This window comes from Nereida sp. MMG025, assembly GCF_021654165.1.
In the GTDB taxonomy this organism is placed as follows: domain Bacteria; phylum Pseudomonadota; class Alphaproteobacteria; order Rhodobacterales; family Rhodobacteraceae; genus Nereida.
This window is the reverse complement of record NZ_JAKFZN010000009.1, coordinates 54,244-69,121: the sequence shown is the minus strand read 5'-3', so window position 1 is coordinate 69,121 and position 14,878 is coordinate 54,244. Positions and strand designations below refer to the sequence as shown.

The following is a 14,878-nucleotide window of genomic DNA, read 5'->3' as shown; positions in this document are numbered from 1 at the left end:
CCACGGACCCACGGGTGCTTAAAAATAAACGCCAGCCTGGTGCCGGTTTGGCGGGGCGCCGCGCCAATCCACCGCGCGATCATGGCAGGTGATACCGAAACGGGCATCTGCATCATGCAGATGGACGCGGGCCTTGATACCGGCCCTGTCCTGCTGCGCGACGTGATGCCGATTGAACCGACCGATACCACAGGCGACCTGCATGACCGCTTGTCGCTGATGGGGGCAAAAGCGATCGTCGCCGCCCTTGATGGCCTGCCCGCGCTGACCCCGATAGCGCAGCCCGAGGACGGGGTCACTTATGCGGAAAAGATCGACAAGGCAGAGGCCCAGATCGACTGGTCGCAAGAGGCTGAAACCATTGATCGCCAAATTCGCGGGCTATCCCCGTTCCCCGGCGCTTGGACAACAGCACAAGGGGAGCGCGTCAAACTGCTAGGCTCAACCGTTTCAAAAGGGGCCGGTCCCGCAGGCGCGGTCCTGCCCGATTTCACCATCGCCTGCGGATCAGGCGCGGTGCAGATCACCCGCGCCCAACGGGCAGGCAAACAGGCGCAAGACGCCGAAATCTTCCTGCGCGGCAAACCTCTGCCCCCTGTTTTAGGACGTTAATATGGCCTTCTTTGCATTCTTCGGATCCATGATGATCGGCATCGCCATCGGCTATGCCTCCGAAAAGTCTGGCTTTACCAACAACGGGTATCTGCCCTCGATCATCATCTGCCTGGGCGGGGTGGTCGCGTTCTTCATGGTGCGGATCATGTTCGGCCTCAGCTTTGGCCCACCCGGCGTAGACGCCATCATCTCCAGCATCGGCGCGTTGATCATCGTGCCGTGGCACTGGCGGCGGTGAGCGGACAAGGTCTTTCCAAAGACCTTGCACAAGCCTTTTCGAAAAGGCTTTACCCCCTCTTGAACGGTGCCATCCCTGCGCGGGCCAGCTCATCGGCGCGTTCGTTTTCGGGGTGGCCTGCATGCCCTTTGACCCATTCCCATGTCACCGAATGGCGTTGTGTGGCTTCGTCCAACCGCTGCCAGAGGTCCACATTTTTCACAGGTTTCTTGGCGGCGGTTTTCCATCCCCGCCGCTTCCAGCCGTGGATCCATTCGGTGATCCCGCCTTTGACATAGGCGCTGTCTGTTACGATCGTCAGTGTGCTCGGGCGCTCCAGCGCTTCAAGTGCGTTGATCGCGGCCAGCAACTCCATGCGATTGTTGGTGGTGTCGGCCTCTCCGCCTTTCAACGCGCGCTCTTTCAAAACGCTGTCGCCGTCCCGCGCGATCAGCAGCGCACCCCATCCGCCAGGTCCGGGGTTTCCGCTGCATGCGCCATCTGTGTAGGCAAATAGTTCAGGCATGGGCCAACACAATCATAAAGGCGTCAACACTGCCCGACATCCCTTTGTCGCGGCCATGGCGGGTGAAGCCCACGGTGAAACCTGCTTCTTGCAACAGCCCATGCAACGCGGCCTCCTGATAATATGTATAAAGCCGCCCCGTGCCATCGCGCCCCGCCCCATCACCTGTTTTGAGGCCGATGTGAAACACGCCACCTGGCACAAGCGCGCGGTGGATTGCATGCAGGTGCTTTGGCATATCTTCACGCGCGGCATGCAGCAGCGAGAAATTGGCCCAGATGCCATCATAGGTTTGCACAGCGCGCAGATCATCAAAGGTCTTGTGCAGGGCTTCGATGCCATAGCGCCGCGCGGCGGTTTCAACCATCACCCCGCTGGCGTCCCATGCGTCAGGCAGCAGCCCCGCACCCCGCATCATAGCCGCCGAATTGCCCGGACCGCAGCCAAGGTCCAGCACGCGCCCGCCCTTTGGCACCGCGTCGATAAACCGTTGCAAATCCGCGTCAGGGGTGCTGCGACTGACCAGCTTGTCGTATTGCGCCGCACGCCTGTCATATACACCCACGGTCTGGCGATCCATCACAGCACAACACCCACGGCCAAGCAGCCAACGACCAAAGCGGTCAGAAGCCCGCGCAACGCCATCCACCATGGCGGTGCCAGCCCGTAGCGCCAGAACAGCCAATCAAGCCCAAGCAAACCTATAAACCCGAAGATCAGCGATGTCGCCGCTGACACGGGGCCGCCCCCTGTCATGAAAAATGCCCAAAGCGCGGGGATGACCGAAAGCACATAGCCCATCGTGGCCATCTGCCCGTCGGCTTTTGTCGAAAACCCCCACAACACGCCCGACATAAATGACAGGATGATCGAGCCGTAGAAAAGCTGCACATAAGGGCCCACAAACCGCGGGCCAAAGGCCTCCATGCCAAAGCTCATCGCGCTTGGCATCACCAGCGTCAGCGCACCCCACGCAAAGGGGATCACGCCAGCCAGTCCAAGCAGCAGGGCAGAGCGGGGGATCTGTGTCACGCAGGCACCCGCAACACACGCGGCACTTTGAATTCCACGTTTTCTTCGGCGGTGACCACATGCTCGACCGTGACCTCGAACCGCGCTTTGAAGGCATCGACCACTTCGTTGATCAGCACTTCGGGCGCGCTGGCCCCTGCGGTGATACCGATGCTGGCAATGCCGTCCAAGGCACGCCAGTCGATATTGTCGGCACGCATGACCAATTGCGCATAAACGCAACCCGCCTTGCGGCCCACTTCGACCAGACGTTGCGAGTTTGACGAGTTCGGCGCACCGACCACCAGCATCGCATCGCATTTCGGGGCCATCGCTTTAACGGCCTCCTGGCGGTTGGTGGTGGCATAGCAGATGTCTTCTTTGTGCGGGCCGACGATGTTGGGGAACCGCGCATTGAGTGCGGCCACGATATCGGCGGTATCGTCCACAGACAGGGTTGTCTGCGTCACAAAAGCCAGCTTGTCTGCATCGCGCACCTGCACGGTCGCCACGTCCTCGACGGTTTCGACCAGCAGGACTTCGCCTTCGGGCAACTGGCCCATGGTGCCCACGGTTTCAGGATGGCCCTTGTGCCCGATCATAATCATCTGCAAGCCGTTGTCGGCGTGGCGCTGCGCTTCGATATGCACTTTGCTAACCAGCGGGCAGGTGGCGTCCACATAGATCATCTCGCGTGCCGCGGCGGCGGCGGGCACGGCCTTGGGCACACCATGGGCGCTGAAAATCACGGGGCGGTCATCGGGGCATTCATCCAGCTCTTCGACAAACACCGCACCTTGGTCGCGCAGGCTGTCGACGACAAATTTATTGTGCACGATTTCGTGGCGCACATAGACGGGCGCGCCCCATTTTTCCAAGGCCATCTCGACGATCTTGATCGCGCGGTCCACGCCTGCGCAAAACCCGCGCGGCGCGGCCATGTAAAGGGTCAGAGGGGATTTGCTCATTGGGGTCATGCTCCTGTTGCGGGCAATCTAAGCGCCCGACCTGTGAAGGTCCAGTGGTGGGGCGACACTCTGTTTGCTTGTGTTTGACATAATGACAGTGCCTACAGCCTTCGAAATTTGGAGTTCCCTTTATGTTGTCATCTATCCTTCTGCTGGCGCTTGCTGGCACGTTCACCGCCGGTCTGGCCCTGATCGACGGCACCGACGACGATGACCGTTTGCGCGGCACAACCGATGATGACGGTATCTCAGGCGGTGACGGCGACGACCGTTTGTTCGGCGGCCGCGGTGACGACGAGATCGCAGGCGGCGCGGATGATGATTTCATCTCGGCCTCGCGCGGGGATGATACTGTGTTCGGCGAGTATGGCGCAGACCTGATTGAAGCAGGCCGCGGCGATGACGTGATCGATGGTGGCCGTGGAAACGATGAAATCTACGGTGATCGTGGCGCCGACAGCATTTCTGGAGGTGCTGGCAATGATGAACTTTACGGCGGCATAGGCAATGACATCATCGCGGGTCGCACGGGCGCAGATGAACTCAATGGCGGAGACGGCAACGATAGCATCTTTGGCGACCGCGGCCCGGACACAATCAGCGGCGGTGCTGGCGACGACTATATCGATGGCGGCAATGCTGCTCTAATTACGGATGAACAAGATCTGTTTGGCGGCGATGGTAATGATGTGGTGATTGGCCGTGGCAATGACTTTATCGGTGGTGGTCGAGGCGATGACCTGTTGGTTGCGCAAAACAATGGTGATCCACTATTCGTGGGCCAAGACCAATATCTCTATGGTGGTCCTGGTGCAGACATCTATGTGGTCGAAGACCCATCAGACGGATCCAGATACATTGAGTCGCGCGTGCGCATTCTGGATTTTGACGGTAACGAGGACCGCCTCGTCATCGAGCACTCGGGCAATTACGACAAAGTCGAGATTGATGTCTATCCCGATAAAGTCGATGTCTTTATCGACGGCCAAAACGCGGCCACTGTGCGCGGCGTGAATATGGAAAACCTGCTGCGCGACCTGATCATCGTTGATCTGAAAAGACACGGATTATGACTATGCCTCGATCGCAGCGTTAGGCGGCTGACAATAAAAAAGGGGCCACATGGCCCCTTTCCAAAGTCCTGTCTGAACCGGTTTAATCCGCCTCTTCCAACTCACGCTCTGGCTGTTCACGTGACGGGCGCCCAATGACGTCGCGCAATTCGTCCAGCTCGATGAAGTTGTCGCATTGGCGGCGCAGCTCATCGGCTATCATCGGTGGCTGGCTGCGGATGGTCGAGACAACAGACACTCGAACCCCCTTACGTTGGATCGCTTCGATCAGTGGACGGAAATCGCCATCGCCCGAAAAGATAACGATGTGGTCAACATGCGGCGCAGTTTCCAGCGCATCGACGGCCAGTTCGATGTCCATGTTGCCTTTGATTTTCCGACGCCCCTGTGCATCGGTAAATTCCTTGGCGGGTTTGGTGACCATGGTGAACCCGTTATAGTTCAGCCAATCGACCAGCGGGCGAATGGGCGAGTATTCATCATTCTCCAGCAAGGCCGTATAGTAAAACGCCCGAAGCATTTTGCCTCGGCGCATAAACTCGGCCCGTAGTAATTTGTAGTCTATATCGAAGCCCAGTGCCTTTGCAGCGGCATAAAGATTCGATCCATCGATAAACAGTGCGATGCGTTCGCCTTGATAAAACATAATGTGTCCTTCCAGATGGCGTTTCGTGACGATGTATCTGGGGTGTAGAAATGATCCGTGAGTGGTGTCCCAAAGACTAATAAAAATGTCACAAAACAAAAAACGATGTAGGCGCAATCTCGCAGGCTGCAAAGATCGAAACACGGGGAATTTATGAAAATAGCACTCATAGCCTTGGGGGGTAACGCGACGTCATCGCATGGAAACCCGCAAAAGACGCTCCAATTTGCCATCAATCGCCTTGGGGTTGAGGTGGGGCGGATCACGCAGCGCAGCGCGTTTTTCGCCACGCCGTGCTTTCCCGCAGGGGCAGGTCCTGACTTTGTGAACGCAGCCGTGGCTGTGGCCACCGAAAAAAATGCCGCCGAGGTTTTGGCGACCCTTCACAGTATCGAAGGGCAAGCGCAGCGCGAACGCACCAAGCGGTGGGGCCAGCGCACGCTTGATCTTGATCTTTTGGCGCTTGATGATCAGATCCTGCCCGATCTTGCCACCTATGAGGCATGGCGCAACCTGCCGCTGGAGGCGCAAATGCAACACGCGCCAGATGCGTTGGTTCTGCCCCATCCGCGTATTCAAGACCGTGCCTTTGTGCTTGTTCCGCTTGCCGAAATTGCGCCCGATTGGATGCACCCCGTTCTGGGACGCAGCGTTGTTGCGATGCGTGATGCTTGCAGCGCTGATGATCTGGCAGCGGTTACGCCCTTGCAGTGCTGAAACCGGCGGGAATTTTCCTTGCATATATAAGGAATCGCGCCTATCTAGCAGGCTTCCTAGGAACACCCTGAAGTTGGAGTGCTGTGATATGGCCCGCGTCACCGTTGAAGATTGCGTCGATAAAGTCCCAAACCGTTTCGATTTGGTGATGCTTGCTGCGCACCGCGCACGCGAAATCTCAAGCGGCGCGCCGATCACTGTGGATCGTGACAACGATAAAAACCCTGTTGTGGCCCTGCGTGAAATCGCGGATGAAACGCAGCAGGCAGAGGACCTCAAAGAGCGTCTGATCGAAAGCAACCAGAACCAGATCGAAGTTGACGAAGCCGAAGACGACGATATGGCGCTGCTGATGGGTCAGGAAACAGACAAACCTGCGGACGATGATATGTCCGAAGAAAATCTGTTGCGTGCCTTGATGGAAGCCCAGGAACCCAAGTAACGGGATGGCAGCGCGATGATCTCGGCTGCCGATCTTGCTGCCCTTGTTCGCAGCTACAATCCGCATACCAACGAGGCGCTGATCACAGCCGCCTATCACTACGGTCTGAAGATGCACGAAGGGCAGTTTCGCCACTCTGGCGAGCCGTATTTCATGCACCCGATCGCCGTCGCCGCCATTCTGACAGAGCAGCGGTTGGATGACGCCACGATCATCACCGCGCTATTGCATGATACGATTGAGGACACCGATGCTTCTTATGCCGAGGTTGAAACACTCTTTGGCTCAGAGGTGGCCGAACTGGTGGACGGTGTCACCAAGCTGACCAATATCCAGCTGACCAGCACCGAGACCAAACAGGCCGAAAACTTTCGTAAACTGTTCATGGCGATGTCCAAAGACTTTCGCGTGATCCTTGTGAAGCTGGCCGACCGTTTGCACAATATGCGCACCATCAAATCCATGCGTGCCGAAAAGCAGGTGCAAAAATCGCGCGAGACGATGGATATCTATGCCCCGCTTGCGGGGCGCATGGGGATGCAATGGATGCGCGAAGAACTTGAGGATCTGGCCTTCAAGGTCCTCAACCCCGATGGACGCGCCAGCATCATCCGCCGTTTCATTACGCTGCAAAAAGAAAGCGGCGATGTGATCCAGAAGATCACCACCGACATGCGCGCCGAGCTGGACCGCGCGGGCATCAAGGCAGATGTGTTTGGCCGCGCGAAAAAGCCGTTCTCGATCTGGCGCAAAATGCAGGAAAAAGAGCAAGGGTTCAGCCGTTTGTCTGACATCTACGGCTTTCGCGTCATTTGCAAGGATGAGGCCGATTGTTACCGCATCCTTGGTGTGATCCACCAACGCTGGCGCAGTATTCCGGGCCGCTTCAAAGACTACATCAGCCAGCCCAAATCCAACGGCTATCGCAGCTTGCACACCACCGTGTCGGGCCGCGATGGCAAGCGGGTCGAGGTGCAGATCCGCACCCGCCAAATGCACGATGTCGCCGAAGCGGGCGTTGCTGCGCATTGGTCGTATCGTGATGGCGTGCGGTCGGAAAACCCGTTTGCGGTTGATCCCGTTCAATGGGTTGCGGGGATGAACGAAAGTTTTGCCAACGCGATGGATCACGATGAATTCCTCGAAGCGGTGAAGCTGGAAATGTATTCCGATCAGGTGTTCTGCTTCACGCCTAAGGGCGATGTGTTCAAGCTGCCGCGTGGGGCCACGCCGATTGATTTTGCTTATGCCATCCACACCCGTATCGGCCATGCCTGTGTCGGCGCCAAGGTTGATGGCATCCGCGTGCCGCTTTGGACACGGCTGAAAAACGGCCAGTCGGTTGAAATTGTCACCGCCGAAGGACAAGTCCCCGAAGCCACGTGGATGGACATTGCGCAAACAGGCAAGGCGCGGTCGGCCATCCGCCGTGCCCTGCGTGAAGAAGACCGCGAACGCTATATCAAACTTGGGGCGGAACTGGCGCGCGTGGCCTTTGAACAGGTCGGTAAGAAAGCCACGGACAAGGCGTTGATAACAGCCGCCAAACATATGGCGCTTGGCGACACCGATACCCTTCTGGCCCAACTTGGCAGCGCAGAGATCACGGGCCGTCAGGTCGTTGAGGTGCTTCATCCCGAACTTGTTGCGATTGAAGGCGATCTGGTTGATGCAGACCGCGCTGTCGTTGGGTTGAAAGCCGATCAGACCTTCAAACGCGCCCCATGCTGTTCGCCCCTTCCAGGCGAACGGATTGTGGGCATCAGCAATCGTGGCGAAGGTGTTGTGATCCACGCGATTGACTGCATGCGGTTGGTTCATCTGAGCAACGAGTCCGATCGCTGGATTGATCTGCACTGGCATGATGGGCCGCACCCCGCGATTTACAGCACGACCTTCGAGGCGACGATCACCAATGACGCAGGTGTTTTGGGACGGGTCTGCACAATTATCGGTGAACGGCAGGCGAATATCTCGGATTTGCGCTTTGAAGATCGCAAGCCGGACTTTTATCGTCTCAAAATCGACATAGATTTCAGGGATGTGTCGCATATGCACGCTGTGCTGACTGCGCTAGACAGCGATAGCAATGTCGCCCAAGTGATGCGCATCCGCACAGATGATCCCGCTGCATCACCGCAAGCGGCCGAATAAAGACCGCTGCGCCTGATAGGGCGCGCCCGAGACGTGAAGGACCCTCCGTTTGGTTTTCAAACGCCGCGATAAATTGTCTTGGCTGTCCACGCTGCGCCAGTTTTTGTGGCCCCGCGGCGGATGGGCGCGTGCGTTTCACTATGTCAAACACCGTGTGCGCCGCTTGCCCGACGAGCCCGAAAAAATCGCCCGTGGCATCTGGGCAGGCGTGTTTACCACCTTTACCCCATTCTACGGTCTGCACTTTGTGGTCGCTGGCTTTCTGGCGACGGTGATGCGCGGCAATATCCTTGCGGCCTTGCTGGCGACCTTTTTTGGCAACCCGCTGACATATGTGCCCATCGGGGCGATTTCGCTGACCACGGGGCACTTTCTGTTGGGCTCGAAAAACACCGTTGATGTAGAGCGGTCATTGGGCGGCAAGTTCGCCGATGCCTTTGGCGATCTGTGGCATAATTTTCTGGCAATCTTCACCGACCGCGTGGCCGATTGGCATGGGCTGGAAGTGTTCTTTTACGAAGTGTTCTACCCCTATCTTGTGGGGGGCATCTTCCCCGGCGTTATTACCGCCTATATCTGCTATTATCTGTCGGTGCCTGTCATCCGTGCCTATCAAAACCGTCGCAAAGGGATGATCAAAGCCAAATTGGCCGAAATCCGCGCCAAGACGGCGGCCAAGGCCGCGGCCAAGAAAACCGACAAATCCCCGCTTGATCCCTGATCGGGGTTGCACGGCGCGTGGGCTGCTTTACCTTCATCACCAGTTGAATTTGGGAGGCACGCAAGATGCCAAATGACCTGCGCCTTGGCGTGAATATTGACCACGTGGCCACTGTGCGCAACGCACGCGGTGGCGCTGTGCCTGATCCTGTCCGCGCCGCTGTGATGGCCCAAGAAGCAGGGGCCGACGGGATCACCGCCCATCTGCGCGAAGACAGACGCCACATCGGTGATGCGGATATCGAAGCGCTGATGGAGGCGCTGGACGTGCCGCTGAATTTTGAAATGGCCGCCACCGAAGAGATGAAGGAAATCGCGCTGCGCCACAAACCCCATGCGGTGTGCATCGTGCCCGAAAAGCGCGAGGAACGCACAACCGAAGGCGGGCTTGAGGTCGCGCGCGAAGAAAACAAACTGGCCCACTACATCGCCCCTCTGCGCGATGCGGGCTGCCGCGTTTCGATCTTCATTGCGGCCGACAAACGCCAGATCGAAGCGGCCAACCGCATCGGTGCCGAAGTCATCGAATTGCACACGGGTGCCTATTGCGATGCCCACGCCGAAGGGCATTTTTCGGCGCGCGATGACGAGCTGAAAAAGCTGCAAGATATGTCCGCCTTCGCCCATTCCCTTGGTCTGGAAGTGCATGCAGGGCACGGGTTGACCTATGATTGCGTCACGCCCGTTGCGGCCATGCCCGAGGTCAAAGAACTGAATATCGGACATTTTTTGATCGGCGAATCCATCTTTCGCGGCTTGCCGGGTGCCATGGCCGAAATGCGCCGCCTGATGGACGCCGCCCGCGCATGATTGCAATGCGCCGCCTTTGGAGGGCTCTTGGTCCTGTCGCGCAAACGATTTTCGCATGTGCTGCGATGACGAGCTTGGCGGCAGCGTGCCCCACTCAGGCGGATCTGGCCGATGGCATCGTTATCAAAACGGGCAAACCCGACAGTGCCAATATCTTTATTGTCCGCGATCTGGGCAATGGGCTGATCTGGAAAGGCCAACATTCGTGGCTGTTCCCCGACCAATGGCAGAGCTTTCATCACCAGGGCGCTTTCTTGCTTTATACGCAACGCGACAGTGGCACTGGCAAAAAGGTGAACACCTACAGCACGGATCTGCCCGAAATTGTTGATGGCGCGACCTTCACTGCACTCACCGCTTGGGGTGATCCCGCAGGCGCGCAAACGTGGTCGGGCGAATTGACTTATTCGCTCGCTGCGCGTGATCCTGTTACGATTGGCACCTGCGTGTATGATGCGCTTTCGATCAAGATCGAAGGGGAGCTTACCTATCCCGACGGCGCAATCCGCCGCTATGGCCGCACGGATGTCTATCTGCCGCAGTTGCGCTTTACGATGGGCAGCGGCGCCGCGTTTTCGGTGGAAACGGTTGGCTTTGGCGATCCGGTGATCGGCACGCGCAAACTGCGCAAATTGGCCAAAGACGAAGCTGCGTTGGCCGATATTCTGGCGCGCTACAATGTCGGGGGCTAGGCGGACATGATCCTTGGCATCGGGACAGACCTTGCAAATATCGACCGCATCCAAGGCACGTTGGACCGCTTTGGCGACCGCTTCAAAAACCGTGTGTTCACCGAAACAGAGCAGCGCAAATCAGAACGCCGCAAGGACGTGGCAGGCACCTATGCCAAACGGTGGGCGGCCAAAGAAGCCTGCAGCAAGGCGCTTGGCACGGGGCTGCGCATGGGTATCGCGTGGAAGGATATGGCCGTTAGCAACCTGCGCACGGGCCAACCCGTCATGCATGTCACGGGATGGGCGGCCGAGCGTTTGGCGCAGATGACCCCGGCAGGCCATGAAGCGATCATCCACGTCACCCTGACCGATGATCACCCGTGGGCCCAGGCTTTCGTTCTGATCGAAGCGCGGCCTATCGCGCAAGAAAACAAGGGCAACGGTTGACAGACAGACGGTTGCGCCGCATGTAGCCCCCACATCTTTTGAGCAGGATCAATCCGACCATGGCCAGCACCCCAGACAAAAAAGACGGCATCGGCGAGCTGATAAAAACAATTGTCTACGCGCTTTTGATTGCGGGTGTGTTTCGCACGCTCTTTTTCCAGCCGTTTTGGATTCCTTCGGGGTCGATGAAAGATACGCTGCTGGTTGGCGATTTCATGTTCGTTAACAAAATGGCTTACGGCTATTCCAAATATTCCTGCCCGTTTTCCATTTGTCCCATCTCGGGCCGTTTGCTGGCATCCGAACCTGAACGCGGTGACATCGTCGTGTTCCGCCACCCAGTGAACAACAGTGATTTTGTCAAACGTCTGGTGGGCTTGCCAGGCGACCGTTTGCAAATGAAAGACGCGGTTTTGCATATCAACGGCGCGCCTGTGCAGCTGGAAGACGCGGGCACTTTTGTGGAAACCTTTGAACCCCAAGGCCCCCAACGGCGCCAGCCTGCTTGCGAAAATGGGGCCGTGGGTCTGGGCGCTGTGTGCGAAAAATCGCGCCAGATCGAAACGCTGCCAAACGGGCATAGCCATAATATCCTGAACGTCCGCAACTCAAGCGCCGATAACACAGCCGTCTACACGGTGCCCGAGGACAACTACTTTTTCCTTGGCGATAACCGCGATAATTCCTCGGACAGCCGTTTCCCGCAAACGATTGGCGGCGTTGGTTTTGTCCCGTCCGAATATTTGATTGGTCGGGCGGACCGTGTGATTTTCTCGTCGGCAGGCACTTCGATGCTGTATTTCTGGACGTGGCGGGGTGACCGCTTTTTCAAGAAGCTACAATGAAGCCAAGCAGTGAATTGATCGCGTTTCAAACGCGTTTGGGGCATACATTCGGGCGGCCTGAACTTTTGGTTCGGGCCGTTACCCATTCATCCATGTCCACGCCAAACAGGGACGACAATCAGCGCCTTGAGTTTTTGGGCGACCGTGTGCTTGGCCTTGTGATGGCCGAAGCGCTGCTGGAGGCCGACAAGGGGGCCGCCGAGGGCAAACTGGCCCCGCGCTTTAACGCGCTGGTGCGCAAGGAAACCTGCGCCGATGTGGCCCGCCAGATCGGGTTGGGTGATGTGCTGAAACTGGGCCGGTCCGAAATGATCAGCGGTGGGCGGCGCAAGGAAGCTCTGCTTGGGGATGCCATGGAAGCGGTGATTGCCGCAGTTTACCGTGACGCAGGTTTTGACGCAGCCAAACATGTGATCCTGAGCCTTTGGGGCGAGCGTATCAAAACCGTTGAAGCCGATGCCCGTGATCCCAAAACCACCCTGCAAGAAGCCGTGCAAGCCAAAGGCAGCCCGCCACCCCAATATGTTGAGGTGAGCCGCGATGGTCCTGACCACGCGCCTGTCTTTACCATCGAAGTGCGGCTGTCATCGGGGCAGACCGCCCGCGCCACAGCGGGCAACAAACGCCAAGCCGAACAAGCGGCGGCCAAATCCATGTTGGAGACTTTGTCATGACCACACGCGCGGGATTTGTCGCCCTGATCGGGGAGCCGAACGCAGGTAAATCGACCCTTTTGAACCGTATGGTGGGGGCCAAGGTCAGCATCGTGACACACAAGGTGCAGACCACCCGCGCACGTATTCGCGGCGTCGCCATCGAAGGCGACAGCCAGATTGTTTTTGTCGATACGCCCGGAATTTTCCGCCCCCGCCGTCGCCTCGATCGCGCGATGGTCACAGCTGCTTGGGGTGGCGCTGCGGATGCCGACGTGGTGGTGCTGATGATCGAGGCGCACCGCGGTGTGACCGAAGGTGCTGCTGCGATCATCGAAAGCCTTGCCGAACGCGGTGAAGGCCAGCGCATTGCGCTTGCCATCAACAAGATTGACCGCGTGCAGGCCGATGTCTTGCTTGGGCTGACCAAGAAGCTGAATGATCTCTTCCCGTTCGAGGAAACCTTTCTGATCAGCGCCGAAAAAGGGCATGGGACCGATACGCTCAAACAATGGTTGGCGCAGCAGGTGCCCCAAGGCCCGTGGCTTTATCCCGAGGACCAGATCGCCGACCTGCCCATGCGCATGATCGCCGCTGAGATTACCCGCGAAAAGCTGACCCTGCGGCTGCATCAGGAATTGCCTTACCAGATGACTGTCGAGACGGAAAAATGGGAAGACCGCAAAGACGGCAGCGTGCGCATTGACCAGCTGATTTACGTGATGCGCGATGGGCACAAGGGCATTGTTCTGGGCAACAAGGGCGAGACGATCAAGGCGCTTGGCAAGGCCGCCCGGGAGGAACTGACCGAATTTCTGGACCGCAAGGTGCATCTGTTTTTGCAGGTCAAAGTGCGCCCCAACTGGCTTGAGGAAAGCGAACGCTATTCCGAGATGGGGCTGGATTTCAAAGACGGGAACGCATGACGCGGCTGACCGCAGATATCTGGGTCAGCGCCTATCTGACCCGCCTGCGCCTTGCTGATATTCCTGTGTTTGTGACCTCGAAAGGGGATCCGACGGCTGGTGCTGTTTTGGTTAAAATGAACACGCTGGACGGGCAGGCCTGCTGTTACCAGCGCAGCTTTGATTTGATGACGGGCGCGCGCACTTGGGTGGTTTTGTCCGAGGGTGATGAACGCGGGGTCGACGACAGTATTGCCAAGCAACGCAGCTTTGATCCTGACCTTTGGGTTATCGAGGTCGAGGACCGCGCGGGGCGGCATTTGCTGGACCAAGAAGGCCTTTCGGAATGATCGAGTGGCGCGACGAAGGAGCCCTGATCGCTGTGCGCCGCCACGGGGAAAACAGCGCCATTATCGAAGTGTTCACCGCAGAGCATGGCCGCGCGTCTGGCGTGGTGCGCGGCGCCACCAGCCGCAAGATTGCGCCGATCCTGCAACCGGGTGCGCAGTTGGATGTCACGTGGAAGGCGCGTCTGGAAGAGCATCTTGGCGCTTTCACGGTTGAGCCACAACGCAGCCGTGCCGCCCAAGTGATGAGCGACCGTCTGGCGCTGGCGGGATTGAATGCGGTGACGGGCCTGCTGTCTTTTTGCCTGCCCGAAGGCGAGGTGCATGGCGGGTTTTACAATCGGTCCATCCAACTGTTGGACCTGCTTGGCCAGAACGACGTGTGGCCGCTGGCCTATCTGCAATGGGAAGTCGCCTTGTTGGAAGAAACAGGGTTTCGGCTGGATCTCTCCGAATGCGCGGTGACGGGGGCCACGGACGGCTTGGCCTTTGTCAGCCCCAAAACGGGGCGTGCGGTTACAGCCAAAGGCGCGGGCGAGTATGCGGACCGTTTGTTGAAACTGCCGCTTGTTTTGCTTGGGCAAGGCGATGCAGATCACGCAGATATCTTGCAGGGCCTTCGGGTGACAGGGCATTTTTTGAACACACAGCTTGTGGCGCAACTGGGCAGTCGCCCGATCCCCCAAGCACGCGCGCGGCTGATCGAAACCCTGAGCCGCGCTAGCGGGCTTTGAACACCATTTCGCGGCCTGCGTCGTTGGACAGGATCATCGTGTCGCCAAGCACCTCTGACAGGGTCATTTCGGAAAGGGCGGTCAGGAACTGTCCTTCGGCGGGTAGATCGGGGCAGGCCATTTTGGTGGCCGCGATGTTTTCTGCCTTGAACCACGGGTAGGGCACGGTTTGTGCACCAAAGAAACGGTTGCAGGGGGCCTGGCCTGCCAGTTCGCCTGCTTGCGGAAATTCCAAGGTGGCGCGCGCGGGAAACGCCGCGCCGTCCAATTCGGTCAACACCCATGTTTTGCCTGCTGCGCCGTAGGCGCTCAGTGTTTCGTCATTTTGGCAGGCCATAAGCAAAACCATGCTGAGGATAAGGCAAATTCGCATG

21 protein-coding genes are annotated in these 14,878 nt (G+C 58.2%); 15 read left to right on the top strand and 6 right to left on the bottom strand.

The genetic code is table 11. From position 1 onward, the window contains the following. Together L1065_RS14580 and L1065_RS14575 are read left to right on the top strand one after the other, a co-directional pair. Positions 1-612, top strand: a 612-nt coding sequence (locus L1065_RS14580; protein ID WP_305082562.1) for a methionyl-tRNA formyltransferase, incomplete at its 5' end; no start/stop codon positions are given. A 1-nt stretch (position 613) separates the two neighbouring features. Next, a complete protein-coding gene (locus L1065_RS14575; RefSeq protein ID WP_237096241.1) occupies positions 614-853 on the top strand; it encodes a hypothetical protein in 240 nt (79 codons plus the stop codon). Between the two features lie 49 nt (positions 854-902). On the opposite strand, the gene rnhA is transcribed toward L1065_RS14575, so the two are convergent. The 4 genes from rnhA to ispH are packed head-to-tail and all read right to left on the bottom strand — an operon-like array spanning position 903 to position 3,337. Beyond that, positions 903-1,358, bottom strand: a complete 456-nt coding sequence (gene rnhA / locus L1065_RS14570; protein ID WP_237096240.1) for a ribonuclease HI — start codon at positions 1,356-1,358, stop codon at positions 903-905. Further along, positions 1,351-1,938 (bottom strand): class I SAM-dependent methyltransferase, encoded by a 588-nt coding sequence (locus tag L1065_RS14565; protein WP_239030082.1) that lies wholly within the window; start codon positions 1,936-1,938, stop codon positions 1,351-1,353. Before L1065_RS14565 ends, rnhA begins: the two co-directional genes overlap by 8 nt. Next, positions 1,938-2,390: a DUF3429 family protein gene (locus L1065_RS14560; RefSeq protein WP_237096238.1), complete on the bottom strand. Its 453-nt coding sequence runs from the start codon at positions 2,388-2,390 to the stop codon at positions 1,938-1,940. The genes L1065_RS14565 and L1065_RS14560 overlap by 1 nt, the downstream gene beginning before the upstream one ends. After that, a complete protein-coding gene (gene ispH / locus L1065_RS14555; protein WP_237096237.1) occupies positions 2,387-3,337 on the bottom strand; it encodes a 4-hydroxy-3-methylbut-2-enyl diphosphate reductase in 951 nt (316 codons plus the stop codon). Before ispH ends, L1065_RS14560 begins: the two co-directional genes overlap by 4 nt. Positions 3,338-3,471: 134 nt before the next feature. Between ispH and L1065_RS14550 the strand changes: the two genes are divergently transcribed. Then, positions 3,472-4,410, top strand: a complete 939-nt coding sequence (locus L1065_RS14550; RefSeq protein ID WP_237096236.1) for a calcium-binding protein — start codon at positions 3,472-3,474, stop codon at positions 4,408-4,410. Positions 4,411-4,492: 82 nt separating this feature from the next. On the opposite strand, the gene L1065_RS14545 is transcribed toward L1065_RS14550, so the two are convergent. Continuing rightward, positions 4,493-5,056, bottom strand: coding sequence for an NYN domain-containing protein (locus tag L1065_RS14545; protein WP_237096235.1), 564 nt, complete (start codon positions 5,054-5,056; stop codon positions 4,493-4,495). A gap of 153 nt (positions 5,057-5,209) precedes the next feature. Between L1065_RS14545 and folK the strand changes: the two genes are divergently transcribed. From folK to recO, 12 genes are all read left to right on the top strand, one after another. Next, complete coding sequence (gene folK / locus L1065_RS14540; RefSeq protein ID WP_237096234.1) at positions 5,210-5,773, top strand: 2-amino-4-hydroxy-6-hydroxymethyldihydropteridine diphosphokinase; 564 nt, start codon at positions 5,210-5,212, stop codon at positions 5,771-5,773. An 88-nt stretch (positions 5,774-5,861) separates the two neighbouring features. Then, positions 5,862-6,215 (top strand): DNA-directed RNA polymerase subunit omega, encoded by a 354-nt coding sequence (gene rpoZ / locus L1065_RS14535; protein WP_237096233.1) that lies wholly within the window; start codon positions 5,862-5,864, stop codon positions 6,213-6,215. Positions 6,216-6,230: 15 nt separating this feature from the next. Then, entirely contained in the window at positions 6,231-8,369 is a 2,139-nt protein-coding gene (locus L1065_RS14530; RefSeq protein ID WP_237096232.1) for a bifunctional (p)ppGpp synthetase/guanosine-3',5'-bis(diphosphate) 3'-pyrophosphohydrolase, read from the top strand. A gap of 49 nt (positions 8,370-8,418) precedes the next feature. Continuing rightward, entirely contained in the window at positions 8,419-9,090 is a 672-nt protein-coding gene (locus L1065_RS14525) for a DUF2062 domain-containing protein (protein ID WP_237096231.1), read from the top strand. 65 nt (positions 9,091-9,155) lie between these two features. Further along, positions 9,156-9,899 carry a pyridoxine 5'-phosphate synthase gene (locus L1065_RS14520; protein ID WP_237096230.1) on the top strand — a complete coding sequence of 248 codons (744 nt, stop codon included), beginning with the start codon at positions 9,156-9,158 and terminating at the stop codon, positions 9,897-9,899. Positions 9,900-9,964: 65 nt separating this feature from the next. Beyond that, positions 9,965-10,591 carry a hypothetical protein gene (locus L1065_RS14515; protein ID WP_237096229.1) on the top strand — a complete coding sequence of 209 codons (627 nt, stop codon included), beginning with the start codon at positions 9,965-9,967 and terminating at the stop codon, positions 10,589-10,591. 6 nt (positions 10,592-10,597) lie between these two features. Further along, a complete protein-coding gene (acpS, locus tag L1065_RS14510) occupies positions 10,598-11,020 on the top strand; it encodes a holo-ACP synthase (protein ID WP_237096228.1) in 423 nt (140 codons plus the stop codon). 59 nt (positions 11,021-11,079) lie between these two features. Continuing rightward, positions 11,080-11,865 carry a signal peptidase I gene (gene lepB / locus L1065_RS14505; RefSeq protein ID WP_237096227.1) on the top strand — a complete coding sequence of 262 codons (786 nt, stop codon included), beginning with the start codon at positions 11,080-11,082 and terminating at the stop codon, positions 11,863-11,865. Continuing rightward, the gene (gene rnc, locus L1065_RS14500) at positions 11,862-12,539 is read left to right on the top strand and encodes a ribonuclease III (protein ID WP_237096226.1); all 678 of its coding nucleotides are present in this window, start codon (positions 11,862-11,864) and stop codon (positions 12,537-12,539) included. The genes lepB and rnc overlap by 4 nt, the downstream gene beginning before the upstream one ends. Continuing rightward, the gene (era, locus tag L1065_RS14495; protein ID WP_237096225.1) at positions 12,536-13,444 is read left to right on the top strand and encodes a GTPase Era; all 909 of its coding nucleotides are present in this window, start codon (positions 12,536-12,538) and stop codon (positions 13,442-13,444) included. Before rnc ends, era begins: the two co-directional genes overlap by 4 nt. Continuing rightward, the gene (locus L1065_RS14490; protein WP_237096224.1) at positions 13,441-13,773 is read left to right on the top strand and encodes a DUF1491 family protein; all 333 of its coding nucleotides are present in this window, start codon (positions 13,441-13,443) and stop codon (positions 13,771-13,773) included. The genes era and L1065_RS14490 overlap by 4 nt, the downstream gene beginning before the upstream one ends. After that, positions 13,773-14,504, top strand: a complete 732-nt coding sequence (gene recO, locus L1065_RS14485; protein ID WP_237096242.1) for a DNA repair protein RecO — start codon at positions 13,773-13,775, stop codon at positions 14,502-14,504. The genes L1065_RS14490 and recO overlap by 1 nt, the downstream gene beginning before the upstream one ends. On the opposite strand, the gene L1065_RS14480 is transcribed toward recO, so the two are convergent. Continuing rightward, on the bottom strand, positions 14,491-14,841 hold the full coding sequence (locus L1065_RS14480) for an META domain-containing protein (RefSeq protein ID WP_237096223.1): 351 nt from the start codon (positions 14,839-14,841) through the stop codon (positions 14,491-14,493). The two genes, recO and L1065_RS14480, sit on opposite strands and share 14 nt — an antisense overlap. Between the last annotated feature and the right edge of the window lie 37 nt (positions 14,842-14,878).